The sequence below is a fragment of the Pseudomonas sp. ES4 genome (assembly GCF_050586665.1).
GTDB lineage: Bacteria > Pseudomonadota > Gammaproteobacteria > Pseudomonadales > Pseudomonadaceae > Aquipseudomonas > Aquipseudomonas frederiksbergensis.
Genome location: NZ_JBOBDO010000002.1, coordinates 205,038 through 221,624 on the forward strand (window position 1 = coordinate 205,038; position 16,587 = coordinate 221,624).

Below are 16,587 nucleotides of genomic sequence, written 5' to 3' on the forward strand. Positions count from 1 at the left end.
CAACGCCGAATACGTACCGCCCACCCTCCCTCCAACCGACAAGAGCCGCACCACGATGAAGGCATTTCTAATTGATCGCTATGGCAAGAACACTGGGCGCATTGGAGAAGTGCCCGTCCCTGAAGTGGGCGCCCACGACGTATTGATTGAGGTACACGCCAGCAGCGTCAACGTTCTGGATTCGAAGATCAGGAAAGGCGAATTCAAACTGATCCTGCCCTATGCATTTCCGCTGGTGCTGGGCAATGACCTGGCGGGCGTAGTGGTTCAGATTGGAGCACAGGTGACGGGGTTCAAGCCGGGAGACGAGGTCTACGCTCGCCCGCCTGAAGCGCGGATCGGAACGTTCGCCGAATTGATCGCAGTGGACGAAAACGCGGTCGCACGCAAACCCGCCAATACCACCATGGCACAAGCCGCGTCCCTCCCCTTGGTTGCACTGACCGCCTGGCAAGTGCTGGTCGAAACCGCCCAACTGAAAAAGGGCCAGAAAATACTGATCCACGCCGGCTCCGGCGGCGTCGGCACCCTTGCCATCCAGCTCGCCAAACACCTCGGCGCCTTTGTCGCGACCACCACCAGCACCGCGAATGTCGAATGGGTGAAGGCTCTCGGGGCCGATGCAGTGATCGATTACACACAGCAGAACTTCGAAAGTGTCTTGCACGACTATGACGTGGTGTTGAACAGCCTTGGCGCCGATGTACTGGAGAAGTCACTCAAGGTCCTCAAGCCCGGCGGCCAACTCATTTCCATCTCAGGTCCACCCACTGCACAGTTCGCGCAAGAGCAAAGGTTGTCCTGGCCATTGCAGCAAGTCATGCGCCTGTTGAGCCTTGGCATTCGTCGCAAAGCGCGCAAGCAGGATGTCAGCTATGCATTCGTGTTCATGCGGGCCAATGGTGCTCAACTGCAACAAATCACCGCGCTCGTTGAGGACGGCATCATCAAACCTGTGGTTGATCGCGCCTTCACCTTTGAATCAACGGCAGAGGCGTTGAAGTACGTCGAGCAGGGACGAGCCAAGGGCAAGGTCGTTGTTACGCTCAGATGACGACGCCACATATCGATGAGCTAACCGATTGGTCTGTACTGGCGCTTAAGGACTTCAATGAGCAACGCAGTACGGATACGCGCAAACTTCCCTCCAGGCGGATCTGCGACCGCTTTGCTCTGCTGGCGAGCCTCACTCAGTAGGCGCTCGTTATCTCTGTTTGCTCGTCGCCCTCCTGCGCAGTACTTAAATAAGTGCCTGATTCCGACACCCCTTGCCGGCAGACGACAGACGCTCCGAACTTGTTTTCTTAGTCTCCCCTGGACCGACGTTCAACGCTTCACGTCGGCTTAACCAGTCTTGCCACTGCACATCCCGCCATAGGCTCTAGCCGAGCGCACCAGGGATGGGTTCAAGGAGAATAAGAATAATGAATCCGGCTTTCACTTCATCAATCAATAACCTGCTCGATACCGTCACCGCGGGACAACAGCGCGTGCCAGGCGTAGTTGCAGCAATAACCGGGCGAGATGGTTTGCTCTACGAGGGTGCTTCAGGACAACGAACGCTCGGTCAAACTGATGCAATGACGACCGACAGTGTTTTCGCCATGTTTTCCACGACTAAAGCGATCACCGCCACGGCGGTGCTTCAGTTGGTCGAGGACGGCCGACTGGATCTCGATGCGCCTGCCAGGAACTATGTGCCGATGATCGGCGAACTTAAGGTGCTTGACGGGTTTGATACCGACGGCACCCCGCGGCTTCGCGCGCCCAAAAAACACATCACCACGCGGATGCTTCTGCTTCATACAGCAGGCCTGGGTTATGAATTCTTTAACGAAAACTACAACCGGCTAGTCCAGGAAGGACGCCAACCCAGCATCATCAGTGGATCGTTGGCGGCACTTATAACGCCCTTGCTGTTTGAGCCTGGTGAACAGTGGGAATACGGTTCCAACATGGATTGGGCCGGTCTGGTGGTCGAGGCCATTACCGGCAAACGTCTGGGTGAAGTCATGCGACAGCGTATTTTTGAGCCGCTGGGCATGACCGATACCGCCTTTAGCATGAGCGCATCGATGATCCAGCGACGGGCTGGAATGCATCAGCGTGAAGAAGATGGATCGCTGACCGCGGTCGAGGGCTCCCTCCTTCCAGAGGAACCAGAAGTGCACATGGGAGGCCATGGCCTGTTCTCGACAGTGAAGGATTATTGCCTGTTCATCCGGGCCTGGCTAAACGATGGACAGGGTGATCACGGACGAATTCTGAAGCCTGAGACGATTCGTTTCGCTGAAAAAAACGGGCTCGACAACCTGAAAATAAAAGCCCTTCCCTGCGTGATTCCGAGTATCTCCCACACTGCGGAATTCTTCCCTGGCATGCCAAAGTCATGGGCGTTGAGTTTCATGATCAACGAACAAGACGCACCCACCGGTCGTCCTGCGGGCTCTTTGGCGTGGGCTGGATTGGCCAATCTTTTCTATTGGATCGATCGCAAGAATGGCATCGGTGGTTTTTGGGCCACTCAGATATTGCCATTCATAGACCCTGTTTCGACCAATGGATATCTGGATTTCGAAACGGCGGCCTACCGCAATCTGACCACCTGAACCCGTACCTGATTCGATTCGCATGAGAGCCCCCCAAGGGCTCCAGGCGATGGCGCAAGAAAACTATCCCCTTCTCCGAAAACAACAAAAACAAAACAGGTGACTCATGGAGATCTCCACACGTACCCCTGCGCGCGCTCGATCCACAGAATGCGCATTTGGCACTTCAACAATCAGTGCCGGCCTCCTGCTGGCGACTCTGGCGGGCAACGCCGGAGCCGTCGATGTGGACGCCGGCGAATACGCCGCTGCGCTTCCAGCCGGCAGCAATATCGGCTTGCTTTACCTCCAGCATGCCGAACGGCGGTCACTTTACGGTAATGGTCACAAGGTTGCGATCAAAGCGGGACTCGACTCGGATATCGGCATATTGCGCGTCGCGAATTACCAGCAGTTGGGTGACTACACGATTAATACGCAGTTCCTGTTGCCATTCGGGCGCCTGGAAGGAACACGCGATAACGACTCGTTGGGACAAACCAATGGCGTGGGCGACTTGGTCCTGGCGTCCACTCTGTGGCTCGTGAATGATCCGGCGAAGAACCGATATTGGGGCATTGCGCCCTACCTGTTCGTGCCGACCGGTAACTATGACCGAAACGATGCACTCAACCTTGGCGAAAATCGTTGGAAGATGACGTTGCAGACAGGCTATGTGACCGGCCTCACTGAAAAGTTGTCTCTGGACCTCACCGCCGATGTAACCCTGTTTGGCAAAAATGATGACCTCACGAGTCAAGGCCTGACGTTGCGACAGAAGCCTCTATGGCAAGCCCAGTCCTACCTGAGATACGCCGTGACACCCAAGCTGTCGGTGCATGTCGGCGCGTCTCAACTCTGGGGTGGTGAGACGCGCGTTGACGGTCAGGATCTGAACGATGAACCCAACACCAGCAAGTACCGTGTCGGGGGATCGTACTGGTTGACCCCTACGTTCCAGACCCTGCTCAATTACGGCCAGGACGTATCGGTCGACAACGGCTTCAAGGAAAAGCAGCGGGTTAACCTACGGCTGTTGTGGGTGTTCTGACCCACAGCAAGTGGTTGGTTTCCTGGGCACCGAGAGCGTCTTGGACGTCACTCTCGGTGCCCTTTTCTGCCTCGCATCGCTAACGCAGTCGGCGCTGCAAGGTTTGGGAGGGTAATTCACTGAAACGCTTGCGATAGATTCCCGCAAATTCACCCAGGTTTAGATAACCCCACCGAAAGGCGATGGTGGAAACAGTCGTACCCGACTCCGGACCCGTTGCCAATAAATCGCGGCGCACACCCTGCAACCGCTGCTCGCGCAAGAACGCACCGGGCGTCATGCCGCGAAAACGCGAGAAGGCTCCACTCAATGCCCGCACACTGGTCCCGACGGCACTGGCAACCTCTGCCATCGTCGGCAGGCTCGCTGCGTTGGCACTCATGAACTCTTCAGCGGCCCTGACATAACGCGGTGCAATCCGGTTCATTGGACTATTGAAATCAAGCCCTGCTTGCTCGGCGCGGCCAGCCCACTCTCGCAATAAATGAACGCAAAGACTTTGCTCCAGGTGAGCCCCCATACGTCCTTCAGCCATGTGCTCGGAAGCCTCGGAAACACAACGAACCGTGTACTCCAGCAGGCTTAGCCAGCTAGAACCGACTCCGCCGATAATGCATTTATGTCTCCAGAACCGATCATCGGGCACGAACCCAAACCATTGCTGCGCCATCCGTTCCAGAACTGCATGAGGAATAGTCAGATTCAGTTGCAGGTGATCCGGGTCGAGGTCAATCCGGTAATCGACACGACTGCAATTGGCAATGAAGGATTGACCTACTGCCGTATCCTCAGTGACCGAACGTTGAGCCCAGTGCCGGGCATTGCCGCGAATGGTCGTCAGCAGTAATGCATTCCCCGACTCGGGCGAAAATTCATCGACGCTCACGGCGACTCCATAGGCAAAACGAGTCAGCGTCAACTCGCCAATCCTGGACGAATGCATGGTTGCGTGCGGCTTGATGGCATGCCCGATGGGGGCCACACGATAGGGCATGTAAACGCGATCCGACCAGTCGCTGATTTCATCCCAATCGGTTGAAAAAATTTTGTGCTGCTGACGTATCGGTTTGCCGCTGACATCGGTTAACAACGCATGGTCGAGACGCATGGAGACACCTGTTTTTATTATTTTAGGGTGAACCGCTGATCAGAGTAGCAACCTCAGGGCGATGGCAAGTAGGCCATCGCTTGCGACTCGCCCATCAGCAGCGGGCGATTGAGATCCGCACAGGCGCGCAAATAGTCGGCTACCAAGGTGATCCGCTTGAGCTTGCGCAGGTCCTCGCTGTAGTACATCCAGAACTGTCGAGTGACCTCCACCTGATCCGGTAGCACTTCGCACAGGCGCGGGTCGGGACCGGCGAGGAAGCAGGGCAGGATGGCCAGCGCGCGCCCTTCCAACGCCGCATGGTACTGGGAAACTACGCTGGTGCTGCGCAGGCGGCTGTGCGCGCCGGGCAGCAGGTCGTTCAGGTAGAGCAACTTGAAGCTGAAGGCCAGATCCTCGACATAGGTCACGAATGGGTGACCGGCCAGGTCCTCGCGACTGGCAATCGGCGAATGATTGGCCAGGTACTCCGGTGTCGCATACAGACGCAGACGGTAGTCGCACAGCCGCGAGCACACGTACGGACCGCGCTCAGGCCGCTCCAGGGTGATGGCGATGTCTGCCTCGCGCCGTGACAGGTTGACGAAGTGCGGGACCGGCAGGATGTCCACGGAGATATGCGGATAGTGGATGATGAAGTGGCTCATCTGCGTGGTGACGAAACAGGAGCCGAAAGCTTCGGTACAGCCAATACGCAGGTGCCCGGCGAGCCCCCCGGTGGTTCCGGAAACCTGCTCGCAGGCTGCCAGCAGCGTACTTTCCAGAGTTTCGGCGTGACTGACCAGGCGCTGCCCCTCGATGGTCATGACGAAGCCCGACGCTCGGGACTTCTCGAAAAGCAGCGCACCAAGGCTTTGCTCAAGGGCGCGGATGCGCCGCGACACCGTGGTGTAGTCCACTCCCAAACGGCGTGCTGCGCCACTCGCGGTATGAGCACGGGCGACTTCGAGAAAGAAGCGCATATCGTCCCAATTCACATGACTTTGGGTTGTGCGTTTTTGCATATTCATCAGGCTTTTCTGCCAATACATATTGGAAATTAGCCAACATATACTCGCATTCAGCCTGGTTTGACCAGCATCGTTTTTCAACCGAAAAGGCCCAATTTTCAATCAAGGCTGACGGCATGAATGCAGGGTAAAAACACTGTTTTCAAGCCGAAAACAGGCAGTTGTGCGACAGCGCAATCACTGCCACATTCGGACCCGTCGAGAGCTCATAGGCGGGTTCCCTGTCGGCACCTGACCGACGTCATTTCAACACCCCTTGCCTCCGGAAGATCGCCAGGGCAGATACGACTCCAGCAGCATTCAGGTGACGCTCCGCTTCGGGACGTCGCCCGGGTACCCGTACGCCTCTCAAAAGGCGACATACAACAACAATTAAAAGCGGAGCCTCATCATGACGACTGACCATCCGAACCACGCCCAGACCTGCGCCCAGGTCAGGGCCAATCCCAAGTTCCAGCGACTCACCCGCCAGCGCGCACTGCTGGCCTGGTCACTGAGCGCCGCGGTCCTCGCTGTCTATTACAGCTTCATCATGGTAGTGGCCTTCGCACCTGCCTGGCTGCACCTGCCGCTGTACGACGGCAGTCATCTCAGCCTCGGCATGCCAATCGGCGTGGCAATTATCCTGCTGTCCTGGCTGCTTACCGCCTGGTACGTGAACACCGCCAACACACGTTTCGACGCGCTCAGCGCGCAGATCCTCCAGGAGACCCGCGCATGAAACGCCTACTCGCCCTTCTCGCCCTCAGTCCCCTGCTGGCCAACGCCGCACCCATCACCGCAGAGAAGCAACCGCTCAATGTGCATGCCATCGGCATGTTCTTCATCTTCGTCCTCGCCACTTTGCTGATCACTTGGTGGGCGTCCCGTCGCACGCGCTCCGCTGCTGACTTCTACAGTGCCGGCGGCGGTATCACGGGCTTTCAGAATGGCCTGGCGATCGCCGGTGACTACATGTCGGCGGCCACTTTGCTGGGCCTCTCGAGCCTGGTGTTCGCCAAGGGCTATGACGGCTTCATCTATATCATTGGCTTCTTCGTCGGATGGCCCATCGTCACCTTCCTGATGGCCGAGCGCCTGCGCAACCTGGGCCGCTATACATTCGCCGACATCGTCTCCTTCCGCCTGGATCAAACTCGCGTGCGCAGCTTTGCCGCCCTTGGTTCGCTGACGGTGGTGTGTTGCTACCTGGTGGTACAGATGGTCGGTGCTGGCCAGTTGATCAAGCTGCTGTTCGGCCTCGACTATCGCACGGCGGTGGTGGTGGTCGGCCTGCTGATGCTGGTCTACGTGATCTTCGGCGGCATGCTCGCCACCACATGGGTGCAGATCACCAAGGCGGTCCTGCTGCTGGCGGGCGGCACGACCCTGATGCTGATGGCCCTGAGCCGTTTCGGCTTCAGCTTCGAGACGCTGGCTGCCCAAGCCGTGGCGGTGCATGCCAGCGGCGTGCAGATTATGGGCCCGGGCACCTTGCTGGCCGACCCGATCAACGCGGTGTCCCTGTCCCTCGGACTGGTCTTCGGCATCGCCGGCCTGCCGCACATTCTGATGCGCTTCTTCACCGTGCCCAACGCCAAGGAGGCGCGCAAATCGGTGCTATTCGCCACGGTGTTCATCGGCTTCTTCTTTCTGGTGGTCTGCATCCTGGGCTACACCGCCATCGTCATCGTCGGCACAGACCCGCAGTACTATGTCGACGGCAAGCTCGGCGGCACCATGATCGGCGGCGGCAACATGGTTGCCATGCATCTGGCTAAAGCGGTGGGCGGCAACCTGTTTCTAGGATTCCTCTCCGCCGTGGCCTTCGCCACCATTCTTGCAGTGGTGGCCGGCCTGGCCCTGGCCGGCGCCTCGGCCATCTCTCACGACCTTTATGCCTCAGTACTGAAGAAGGGCCAGGCCGACGAGAAGCAGGAAATGCGTGTATCGCGCATCGCCACTGTCGGTCTCGGTATCGTCGCGATTTCCCTCGGCATTCTGTTCGAGGGCCAGAACATCGCCTTCCTGGTCGGCCTGACGTTTGGCATAGCGGCCTCGGCGAATTTCCCGGTATTGATCATGGCCATGTACTGGGGTGGCCTGACCACCCGTGGCGCCCTCTATGGCGGTATGACTGGCCTGATCAGCGCCCTGGCCCTGGTCATCGGCTCTCCGTCGGTATGGGTCGGCGTATTGGGCCATGCCCAGGCAATCTTCCCCTACGACCAGCCGGCGCTGTTCTCCATGCCTTTGGCCTTCCTGGTCATCGTGGTGGCGTCCAAACTGGACCGTAGCGAGCGTGCCGACCGCGAGCGCGCTGCCTATGCCGATCAGTTCGTCCGCGCCCAGACTGGCCTGGGCGCTGCTATGGCCAGCAGTCACTAACGCTGCAGCTTCCCGGGGTCTATGCCCCGAGCGCGAGTTCGCCCCTTAGCGTCGCGCTCTTTTACTCCCGCCCTGCGCCGCCCGGCGCAGGGCACCTCCAACGAGTCTTCCCTCCACCGGCCCCGGCCAGTGCGGGAAAGGCTTGCTTATAACAACAAGAGGCATGCAATGAAACCCACCCTTTTTACCCTGCTCCTGGCAAGCAGCAGCGTTGCCACCCAGGTCCACGCGGACTTCCTCGCAGACAGTAAAGCCAGCCTGGAACTGCGCAACTTCTATTTCAACCGTGACTATCGCCAGGACAACGCCGCCCAATCCAAACAAGAGGAATGGGCGCAGGGGTTCCTGCTGCGCTACGAATCGGGATACACCGACGGGTTGATCGGTGTCGGCTTCGATGCCATCGGCCTGCTCGGCGTCAAGCTCGATTCCAGCCCTGATCGCGCAGGCTCCGGCCTGCTCAAACGTCACCGTGACACGAGCAAAGGGGCGCAGGACGAGTACGGCGAACTGGGCCTGACCGCCAAAGTGCGTGCCTCAAAAAGCACACTGAAACTCGGCACGCTGCTGCCGAAACTGCCGACGGTACTGGCCAACGATTCACGGCTGTTGCCACAAACCTTCAAGGGCGGTCAGTTGACGTCGCTGGAACTCGAAGGCCTGACCGTGGATGCCGGGCGACTGACGCAAGTCAATCAGCGCGACTCCTCGGACTACGAGGACATGGGCATCACCCGCACCGGCGCCAAGGGCATCACCACGCGTCATCTCGACAGCGACAGCTTCGATTTCGCCAGCCTGAACTACAAATGGACCAGCAACCTCGCCACCGGCTACAGCTACGGCCACCTCGACAACTTCTACAGCCAGCACCTGGTCAACCTGACCTACGTCTTGCCAGTCACCACCGGCCAGTCGCTGAAGACCGATCTGCGCTTCGCCCGCTCCACGGACGATGGCGGCAGCAATGTCGATAACAACGCCATCGGCGCGATGTTCACCTACAACCTCGGAGGGCATGCGGTGGGCCTGGGTTATCAAGGCATGAGCGGCGACACCGGCTACGCCTACGTCAACGGCACCGATGCCTTCCTGGTGAACTTCGTGCAGATCGGCGACTTCGCCAGCAAGGACGAACAGTCCTGGCAGGCGCGCTACGACTACAACTTTGCGGCCATCGGCATTCCGGGCCTTACCTTCATGACCCGCTACCTCACCGGTGACAACATCGATCTGGGCGGCAACCGCCCGGAAGGCAAGGAATGGGAACGTGATACCGACATTGGTTATGTCGTGCAAAGCGGGCCGCTGAAAAATGTCGGGGTGAAGTGGCGCAACGCGACGGTGCGCTCGACCCACTTCGGCAGCGACCTGGATGAAAACCGCCTGATCCTCAGCTATACCCTGGCGCTCTGGTAAATCCCCCCGCCAGACGGGGGCCGCTCGCATCGCCTGAGAGTGCGAGCGGCCCTCCATCCAACGCGCCACCTCTATGATTTTTTTGCACAACGCACCGGTTTTTATGAGCATTTTTAATTGATTTTTGCATGCATATACTGGGCTCAAGCGCCTGATCATGAACCGCGCCAGACCCAACAAAAACAAACAAGGGCATACACCGTGAAGACATCCATGCTTGCCGCCGTCTCCCCGCTCTCAGGTACCTGCACGCGTCTAGTACGCATTGCTGCCCGCAGCGAAGCCCCCCTCGCTGCCTGACCATCCCGTACCTGTACCCGCGCCGATCGTCACCACGATCGATGGAGACTCCAATGAACAGCAACTGCCAACCGTTCCTCGCCGCTCGAGACTTCCTGCTGGCCCACCGTACCGACTACGCCACTGCCGTGCGTGACTTCCGCTGGCCGCAACTGAACGAGTTCAACTGGGCACTGGATTACTTCGATGCCATGGCCGAGGACAATCACGCCAACGCCTTGTGGATCGTCGAAGAAGACGGCAGCGAACAGCGCTACAGCTTCCAGCAACTGGCCTCGCGCTCTAACCAGGTGGCCAACCACTTGCGTGCCCTCGGCGTGCGCCGCGGCGAGCGCATCCTGCTAATGCTCGGCAATGATGTCGCCTTGTGGGAAACCATGCTGGCCGCCTTCAAAATCGGCGCCGTGGTCATTCCCGCCACCGCCCTGCTGACCCCCGATGACCTGGGCGACCGCATCGAGCGCGGCCAGGTTCGTCACCTGGTGGTCGGCAGCGCCCATGTCGACAAGTTCGTCGGCCTGGGAGAAGGCTGCAGCCGCATCTGCGTCGGCCCGGCCCCCGCCGGCTGGACCCCGCACAGTGCCGCCAGCGAGTATTCCGAGCAGTTCGACGTCGAGGACCGCACGCTAGCCACCGACCCGATGCTGCTGTACTTCACCTCTGGCACTACCTCCAAGCCAAAGATGGTGCTGCACAGTCACCAGAGCTACCCGGTCGGCCACCTGTCAACCATGTACTGGATCGGCCTGCAGCCGGGTGACCTGCACTTGAACATCTCGTCACCGGGCTGGGCCAAACATGCCTGGAGCTGCCTCTTCGCACCATGGAACGCCGGCGCCTGCATCTTCATCCACAACGTCGCGCGCTTCAGCGCCCCGGCCCTGCTTGGCGCGCTGGAGCGCTATGGCGTCACTAGCCTGTGCGCCCCGCCCACCGTGTGGCGCATGCTGATTCAGGAGGATCTGGCCAGTTACAAGGAGCGCCTGAACCTTCGCGAACTGGTGGGTGCCGGTGAGCCACTGAACCCGGAGATCATCGAGCAGATCCTGCATGCCTGGGACTTGCCGCTGCGTGATGGTTTCGGTCAGTCGGAAACCACCGCTCTGGTCGGTAACACACCCGGCCAACTGCTCAAACCCGGCTCCATGGGCCGTCCTCTGCCGGGCTACAGGGTGACCATGCTTGACCCCGATGGCGTACCCGGCAACGAGGGAGAAGTAGCTCTGCCATTGGATGTGCGTCCGCTCGGCCTAATGTTGTGCTACGAGGACAGCCCGGAAAAAACCGCAGAAGTAATGCGCGACGGTTACTACCGCACCGGCGATACCGCACAGATCGATGAAGAGGGCTACATCACCTTCGTCGGCCGTGCCGACGATGTGTTCAAAGCCTCCGACTACCGCATCAGTCCCTTCGAGCTGGAAAGCGCACTGATCGAGCACCCGGCGGTGATGGAAGTGGCCGTGGTGCCAAGCCCGGACCCGCTACGCCTGGCCGTGCCCAAGGCGTTCCTGATCCTGGCCCATGACGAACCCGGCAGTGCTGAACTGGCCGGCAACATCCTCGCCTTCGCTCGCGAGCACCTGGCGCCCTACAAGCGGGTGCGGCGTATCGAATTCGTCAGCGAACTGCCCAAGACCATCTCAGGGAAGATTCGTCGGGTGGAATTGCGGCAAATGGAAGTGCAGCGCCGCCAGAGCGATGCACGCGGCGCGCAAGAGTACTTCGAAGAAGACTTCCCTCACCTCAAGGGCTGAACCCGGGCCGGTACGCCGGCCCTCCTGAATTCAAACGCGACCGCTCGGCCAATCAGGCCGAGGGGCCTCACTCGACTCAAAGAAAGTAGACAGGACCCGAAAATGACCTCCTCCAGCATTCCTAGCGTCAAGCTTCTCATCAACGGCGAATTCGTCGAATCGCGCAGCACCCAATGGCGCGACGTGATCAACCCGGCTACCCAGGAAGTCCTGGCCCGCGTGCCCTTCGCCACCGCCGAGGAAATGGACGCCGCCGTGGCCAGCGCCAAGGAAGCCTTCAAGACCTGGCGCAAGACTCCGATCGGCGCCCGCTCCCGGATCTTCTTCAAATACCAGCAACTGATCCGCGAGAACATCAAGGAACTGGCCGCTCTGCTCACCGCTGAACAGGGCAAAACCCTGCCGGATGCCGAAGGTGATGTGTTCCGCGGCCTGGAGGTGGTCGAGCACGCCGCCTCCATCGGCAATCTGCAGATGGGTGAGTTGGCCAACAACGTGGCCAATGGCGTCGACACCTACACCTTGATGCAGCCGCTGGGCGTGTGTGCCGGCATCACCCCGTTCAACTTCCCGGCGATGATCCCGCTGTGGATGTTCCCGATGGCCATCGCCACCGGCAACACCTTCATCCTCAAGCCATCCGAGCAAGACCCGCTGGTGACCATGCGCCTGGTCGAACTGGCCCTGGAAGCCGGTGTACCCAAGGGCGTGCTCAACGTCATCCACGGCGGCGTCGACGCGGTGAACCTGATCTGTGACCACCCGGACATCAAAGCCGTGTCCTTCGTTGGTTCGACCAAGGTCGGCACCCACGTCTATAACCGCGCGACCCAGAATGGCAAGCGTGCACAGTGCATGATGGGCGCGAAGAACCACGCCATCGTCCTGCCCGATGCCAACAAACAGCAGACGTTGAACAACCTGCTGGGCGCCTCCTTCGGCGCCGCCGGTCAGCGCTGCATGGCCCTGCCGGTGGTCATTCTGGTGGGTGAAGCGCAGACCTGGTTGCCGGACCTGATCGAGCGGACCAAAACCCTCAAGATCAATGGCGGCACCGAACCTGGCACCGACATCGGCCCGGTGATCTCCTGCGCGGCTCTGGATCGCGTCAACAGCCTGATCGCCAGCGGCATCGAAGAAGGCGCCAAGCTCGAATTGGATGGGCGCAACCCGAGTGTGCCTGGCTACCAGGACGGCAACTTCGTCGGCCCGACCATCTTCTCCGGCGTCACGGCACAAATGTCCGTGTACCGCGAAGAAATCTTCGGCCCGGTGCTGTGCGTCATGCATGCCGCCAACCTTAGCGAGGCGATCGAGATCATCAACGCCAACCCGAATGGCAACGGTACCGCCCTGTTCACCCGCTCCGGCGCTGCGGCCCGGCACTTCCAGGAAGAAATCGACGTCGGCCAGGTAGGCATCAACGTGCCGATCCCGGTACCGGTCCCGCTGTTTTCCTTCTCTGGTTCCCGCGCCTCCAAGCTGGGCGACCTGGGCCCCTACGGCAAGCAAGTGGTGACCTTCTACACCCAGACCAAGACGGTCACCCAGCGCTGGTTCGATGAAGACGACACCAGCGGTGCGGTCAACACCACCATCACCCTGAAATGACCTTTGCTGGCCGGCGCCCAGCGCCGGCCAGTCAGGGCGTACGTTTCGAGCGGCGGCTGTTCCATTCGCTATTTGCCAGCCACGACCAAAAGGAAGGCATGCAAGCCTTCGTCGACAAGCGCGTGCCGAATTTCCTGCACCGCTGATCCCCACTCGCAAAAGGTAGTCATCATGCATATCGGATTTCTCGGCCTCGGTAACATGGGCGGCCCAATGGCCCGCAACCTGCTCAAGGCTGGACACAGCCTGACCGTCTTCGATCCTTTCCCGCAGGCGGTCGCGACCCTGGTGGAGGCCGGTGCCAGCGCCGCTGACTCACCCGCCGCCGTGGCCAAAGCCAAGGTTGAGGTGATCATCACCATGTTGCCGACCGCCGACCATGTGAAGCAGGTCTATCGCGGCAAGGACGGCCTGTTGGCCAATATTGGCCAGGGCGTGCTGTTGATCGACAGTTCAACCATTGACCCGCTCAGTGCCCGCGAGGTGGCCAAATTCGCCCTTGCCCAAGGCAACCCGATGCTCGACGCGCCCGTATCCGGCGGCACCGGTGGCGCGACGGCAGGCACCCTGACCTTTATGGTCGGCGGCCCGGTCAGCGTATTCGACCAGGCCCTGCCAATCCTCTCGGCCATGGGCAGGAACATCGTGCACTGCGGCGCAGCAGGTAACGGCCAAGTGGCCAAGATCGCCAACAACATGCTGCTCGGCATCTCCATGGTTGGCGTCGCCGAGGCCATGGCCCTGGGTGTGGCCCTGGGCATGGACGCCAAGGTGCTGGCCGGTGTCATCGGCACCTCCACCGGTCGGTGCTGGAGCTCGGAGATCAACAATCCGTTCCCGGGCGTGCTGGAAAACGCTCCGGCCTCGCGTGGTTACAGTGGCGGCTTTGGTACCGACCTGATGCTCAAGGATCTCGGCCTCGCCACCGAAGCAGCAAAACATGTGCGTCAGCCGGTGGTGCTCGGTGCTGCCGCCCAGCAGCTGTACCAGACCTTCAGCCTGCAAGGTAATGGCGGCCTGGACTTCTCCGCCATCATCAAACTGTTCCGTGGGGAAGCAAAAGCATGAGCGAGCAGCAAGCCCCGGTGCTGGCCAGTGTGCGCAACCGCATCGGGCACCTGACGCTGAATCGACCAAGTGCGTTGAACACCCTGGACCTGCCCATGGTGACACTGTTGTGCCGGTACCTGTGGGTCTGGGAACAGGACCCGGAGATCGTCGCCGTGACCCTTCGTGGCGCCGGGGAAAAAGCCTTCTGTGCGGGTGGCGACATCCGCATGCTGTACGACAGTCACAAGGCCGGCGACAACCTGCACGAGCTGTTTCTCGAGGAAGAGTACGCCCTGGATGAGTACCTGCACGGCTATTCCAAACCGGTGCTGGCGCTGCTCGATGGTTTCGTCCTCGGCGGCGGCATGGGCCTGGCCCAGGCCGCCTCGTTACGGGTGATCACCGAGCGCACGCGGATGGGCATGCCGGAAGTCGGCATCGGCTTTTTCCCCGATGTCGGCGGCAGCTATTTCCTGCCGCGCCTTCCGGGTGAGCTGGGTATCTATCTGGGGGTCACAGGTTGCCAGGTACGTGCCGCCGATGCCCTCTATGCCAACTTGGCTGACTACTGCATGCCCAGTGAGCAAATGGCCGAACTGGATGCCGCCCTGGATCAATTGAACTGGACCGGTGCGCCCGACCAAGACCTGCAAAACCTGCTCGCCCGCATGTCCACCGAACGTATTGCGGGATCGGAACTCAAGGCCTATCGCCAGGTGATCGATGAATATTTTTCCCTGCCCGATGTGCCGGCCATTCTCACCGCCCTGCAGCGCGAGCAACGTCCCGAGCTGCGCGACTGGGCCGAGCAGACGGCCAAACTGCTCGACAGTCGTTCGCCACTGGCGATGGCCGTGACCCTGGAGTTGCTGCGTCGCGGCCGTTACCTGAGCCTGGCCGACTGCTTTGCCCTGGAGTTGCACCTGGACTATCAGTGGTTTGACAAAGGTGACCTGATCGAGGGCGTGCGCGCGTTGATCATCGACAAGGACAAAACCCCGCGCTGGAACCCTCCAACCCTGGCGGAACTGGCACCACCGCGGGTGCAATCCTTTTTCAGCGGCTTCCACCCGGCCTCTGCAAACCCTCTTCGCACCGCCTGATCGGCAGGAGACACCGCAATGCACGATATCGAATTGACCGAAGAACAACGCATGATCCGCGACATGGCGCGCGACTTTGCCCGCAGCGAAGTCGGCCCGCATGCCCAAGCCTGGGAGAAGGCCGGCTGGATCGATGACGCCGTGGTGGCGCAGATGGGTGAACTGGGCCTGCTGGGCATGGTAGTGCCGGACACTTGGGGTGGCAGTTACACCGACTATGTGGCCTACGCCCTGGCCGTGGAGGAAATCTCGGCCGGCGACGGTGCCCTCGGCGCATTGATGAGTATCCACAATTCAGTGGGCTGCGGCCCCCTGCTGAAATATGGCAGCCCGACTCAGCAAGACGACTGGTTGCCGCTTCTGGCCAGCGGCCAGGCCATAGGCTGCTTCTGCTTGACCGAGCCTCAGGCCGGCACCGAAGCACACAACCTGCGCACCCGCGCCGAGCTGCATGATGGGCAGTGGGTGCTCAACGGTGCCAAGCAGTTCGTCAGTAACGGCGAGCGCGCCAAGCTGGCCATCGTTTTCGCCGTCACCGATCCGGAACAGGGCAAGAAGGGGCTGTCGGCCTTCCTGGTACCGACCGACAACCCTGGTTTCGTGGTCGACCGCCGTGAGCACAAAATGGGGATCAAGGCCTCGGATACCTGCGCGGTGACCCTGGACAATTGCACGATCCCCGAGGCTAACCTGCTGGGCGAACGCGGCAAGGGCCTGGCCATTGCCCTGTCCAACCTGGAAGGTGGCCGCATTGGTATCGCCGCCCAGGCCTTGGGCATCGCCCGCGCCGCTTTCGAAGCCGCGCTGGGGTATGCCCGCGAACGCGTCCAATTCGGCAAGCCGATCATCGAACACCAAAGCGTATCCAACTTGCTCGCCGATATGCACACCCGGCTCAATGCCACCCGACTGCTGGTGCTGCATGCCGCACGCCTGAAAAGCGCCGGGCAACCGTGTCTATCAGAAGCCTCGCAGGCCAAGCTGTTCGCCTCGGAAATGGCCGAGCGCGTGTGTTCCAGCGCCATGCAGATCCATGGCGGCTACGGCTACCTGGAGGATTATCCGGTTGAGCGTTACTACCGCGATGCACGCATCACCCAGATCTACGAAGGCACCAGCGAGGTCCAACGCCTGTTGATCGCCCGCGAGCTGGCCCACTACGCGCTCTGAGTCCCCCGTCCGGACGCGCCTGCCGCGTCCGGCCGCCCTCTTTTCTGCCCCTC

The 16,587-nt window shown here is 60.4% G+C and carries 13 protein-coding genes and 1 pseudogene; 12 read left to right on the plus strand and 2 right to left on the minus strand.

Translation table 11 applies throughout. The features are described 5' to 3' along the window. The first annotated feature begins 55 nt into the window (after window positions 1-55). From ACQ4OB_RS03145 to ACQ4OB_RS03155, 3 genes are all read left to right on the plus strand, one after another. On the plus strand, window positions 56-1,054 hold the full coding sequence (locus ACQ4OB_RS03145) for an NADP-dependent oxidoreductase (protein ID WP_430955110.1): 999 nt from the start codon (window positions 56-58) through the stop codon (window positions 1,052-1,054). Between the two features lie 370 nt (window positions 1,055-1,424). Then, window positions 1,425-2,609, plus strand: coding sequence for a serine hydrolase domain-containing protein (locus ACQ4OB_RS03150; RefSeq protein WP_430955111.1), 1,185 nt, complete (start codon window positions 1,425-1,427; stop codon window positions 2,607-2,609). Window positions 2,610-2,715: 106 nt separating this feature from the next. Continuing rightward, entirely contained in the window at window positions 2,716-3,639 is a 924-nt protein-coding gene (locus ACQ4OB_RS03155; RefSeq protein WP_430955112.1) for a transporter, read from the plus strand. Window positions 3,640-3,718: 79 nt separating this feature from the next. On the opposite strand, the gene ACQ4OB_RS03160 is transcribed toward ACQ4OB_RS03155, so the two are convergent. Next, complete coding sequence (locus ACQ4OB_RS03160; protein ID WP_074877442.1) at window positions 3,719-4,747, minus strand: AraC family transcriptional regulator; 1,029 nt, start codon at window positions 4,745-4,747, stop codon at window positions 3,719-3,721. Window positions 4,748-4,800: 53 nt separating this feature from the next. Further along, the gene (locus ACQ4OB_RS03165; RefSeq protein WP_074880749.1) at window positions 4,801-5,751 is read right to left on the minus strand and encodes a LysR family transcriptional regulator; all 951 of its coding nucleotides are present in this window, start codon (window positions 5,749-5,751) and stop codon (window positions 4,801-4,803) included. 397 nt (window positions 5,752-6,148) lie between these two features. Between ACQ4OB_RS03165 and ACQ4OB_RS03170 the strand changes: the two genes are divergently transcribed. The 9 genes and pseudogenes from ACQ4OB_RS03170 to ACQ4OB_RS03210 all read left to right on the plus strand — a co-directional run bounded on the left by ACQ4OB_RS03170 (window position 6,149) and on the right by ACQ4OB_RS03210 (window position 16,534). Continuing rightward, the gene (locus ACQ4OB_RS03170; RefSeq protein WP_074877444.1) at window positions 6,149-6,478 is read left to right on the plus strand and encodes a DUF485 domain-containing protein; all 330 of its coding nucleotides are present in this window, start codon (window positions 6,149-6,151) and stop codon (window positions 6,476-6,478) included. Continuing rightward, window positions 6,475-8,124, plus strand: coding sequence for a cation acetate symporter (locus ACQ4OB_RS03175; protein WP_076030821.1), 1,650 nt, complete (start codon window positions 6,475-6,477; stop codon window positions 8,122-8,124). The genes ACQ4OB_RS03170 and ACQ4OB_RS03175 overlap by 4 nt, the downstream gene beginning before the upstream one ends. Window positions 8,125-8,292: 168 nt before the next feature. Then, complete coding sequence (locus ACQ4OB_RS03180) at window positions 8,293-9,543, plus strand: OprD family porin (protein ID WP_430955113.1); 1,251 nt, start codon at window positions 8,293-8,295, stop codon at window positions 9,541-9,543. A gap of 353 nt (window positions 9,544-9,896) precedes the next feature. Continuing rightward, window positions 9,897-11,600: an AMP-binding protein gene (locus ACQ4OB_RS03185; RefSeq protein ID WP_076030819.1), complete on the plus strand. Its 1,704-nt coding sequence runs from the start codon at window positions 9,897-9,899 to the stop codon at window positions 11,598-11,600. Window positions 11,601-11,702: 102 nt separating this feature from the next. Beyond that, window positions 11,703-13,211, plus strand: a complete 1,509-nt coding sequence (locus ACQ4OB_RS03190; RefSeq protein WP_102616559.1) for a CoA-acylating methylmalonate-semialdehyde dehydrogenase — start codon at window positions 11,703-11,705, stop codon at window positions 13,209-13,211. A gap of 29 nt (window positions 13,212-13,240) precedes the next feature. Next, a pseudogene (locus tag ACQ4OB_RS03195) lies at window positions 13,241-13,357 on the plus strand (enoyl-CoA hydratase); the annotation flags it as partial. Between the two features lie 25 nt (window positions 13,358-13,382). Further along, on the plus strand, window positions 13,383-14,279 hold the full coding sequence (gene mmsB / locus ACQ4OB_RS03200; RefSeq protein ID WP_076030818.1) for a 3-hydroxyisobutyrate dehydrogenase: 897 nt from the start codon (window positions 13,383-13,385) through the stop codon (window positions 14,277-14,279). Next, window positions 14,276-15,364, plus strand: coding sequence for an enoyl-CoA hydratase/isomerase family protein (locus tag ACQ4OB_RS03205; RefSeq protein ID WP_430955114.1), 1,089 nt, complete (start codon window positions 14,276-14,278; stop codon window positions 15,362-15,364). Before mmsB ends, ACQ4OB_RS03205 begins: the two co-directional genes overlap by 4 nt. An 18-nt stretch (window positions 15,365-15,382) precedes the next feature. Continuing rightward, window positions 15,383-16,534, plus strand: a complete 1,152-nt coding sequence (locus ACQ4OB_RS03210) for an acyl-CoA dehydrogenase family protein (protein WP_076030816.1) — start codon at window positions 15,383-15,385, stop codon at window positions 16,532-16,534. Window positions 16,535-16,587: the final 53 nt, after the last annotated feature.

What these genes read in the sequence shown, in the direction of transcription:
- ACQ4OB_RS03145 (WP_430955110.1), top strand. Translation starts at nt 56, where the DNA reads ATGAAGGCATTTCTAATTGATCGCTATGGCAAGAACACTGGGCGCATT.
- ACQ4OB_RS03205 (WP_430955114.1), top strand. Translation starts at nt 14,276, where the DNA reads ATGAGCGAGCAGCAAGCCCCGGTGCTGGCCAGTGTGCGCAACCGCATC.
- ACQ4OB_RS03165 (WP_074880749.1), bottom strand. Translation starts at nt 5,751, where the DNA reads ATGCAAAAACGCACAACCCAAAGTCATGTGAATTGGGACGATATGCGC.
- ACQ4OB_RS03175 (WP_076030821.1), top strand. Translation starts at nt 6,475, where the DNA reads ATGAAACGCCTACTCGCCCTTCTCGCCCTCAGTCCCCTGCTGGCCAAC.
- ACQ4OB_RS03190 (WP_102616559.1), top strand. Translation starts at nt 11,703, where the DNA reads ATGACCTCCTCCAGCATTCCTAGCGTCAAGCTTCTCATCAACGGCGAA.
- ACQ4OB_RS03180 (WP_430955113.1), top strand. Translation starts at nt 8,293, where the DNA reads ATGAAACCCACCCTTTTTACCCTGCTCCTGGCAAGCAGCAGCGTTGCC.
- ACQ4OB_RS03160 (WP_074877442.1), bottom strand. Translation starts at nt 4,747, where the DNA reads ATGCGTCTCGACCATGCGTTGTTAACCGATGTCAGCGGCAAACCGATA.
- mmsB (WP_076030818.1), top strand. Translation starts at nt 13,383, where the DNA reads ATGCATATCGGATTTCTCGGCCTCGGTAACATGGGCGGCCCAATGGCC.
- ACQ4OB_RS03210 (WP_076030816.1), top strand. Translation starts at nt 15,383, where the DNA reads ATGCACGATATCGAATTGACCGAAGAACAACGCATGATCCGCGACATG.
- ACQ4OB_RS03170 (WP_074877444.1), top strand. Translation starts at nt 6,149, where the DNA reads ATGACGACTGACCATCCGAACCACGCCCAGACCTGCGCCCAGGTCAGG.
- ACQ4OB_RS03150 (WP_430955111.1), top strand. Translation starts at nt 1,425, where the DNA reads ATGAATCCGGCTTTCACTTCATCAATCAATAACCTGCTCGATACCGTC.
- ACQ4OB_RS03185 (WP_076030819.1), top strand. Translation starts at nt 9,897, where the DNA reads ATGAACAGCAACTGCCAACCGTTCCTCGCCGCTCGAGACTTCCTGCTG.
- ACQ4OB_RS03155 (WP_430955112.1), top strand. Translation starts at nt 2,716, where the DNA reads ATGGAGATCTCCACACGTACCCCTGCGCGCGCTCGATCCACAGAATGC.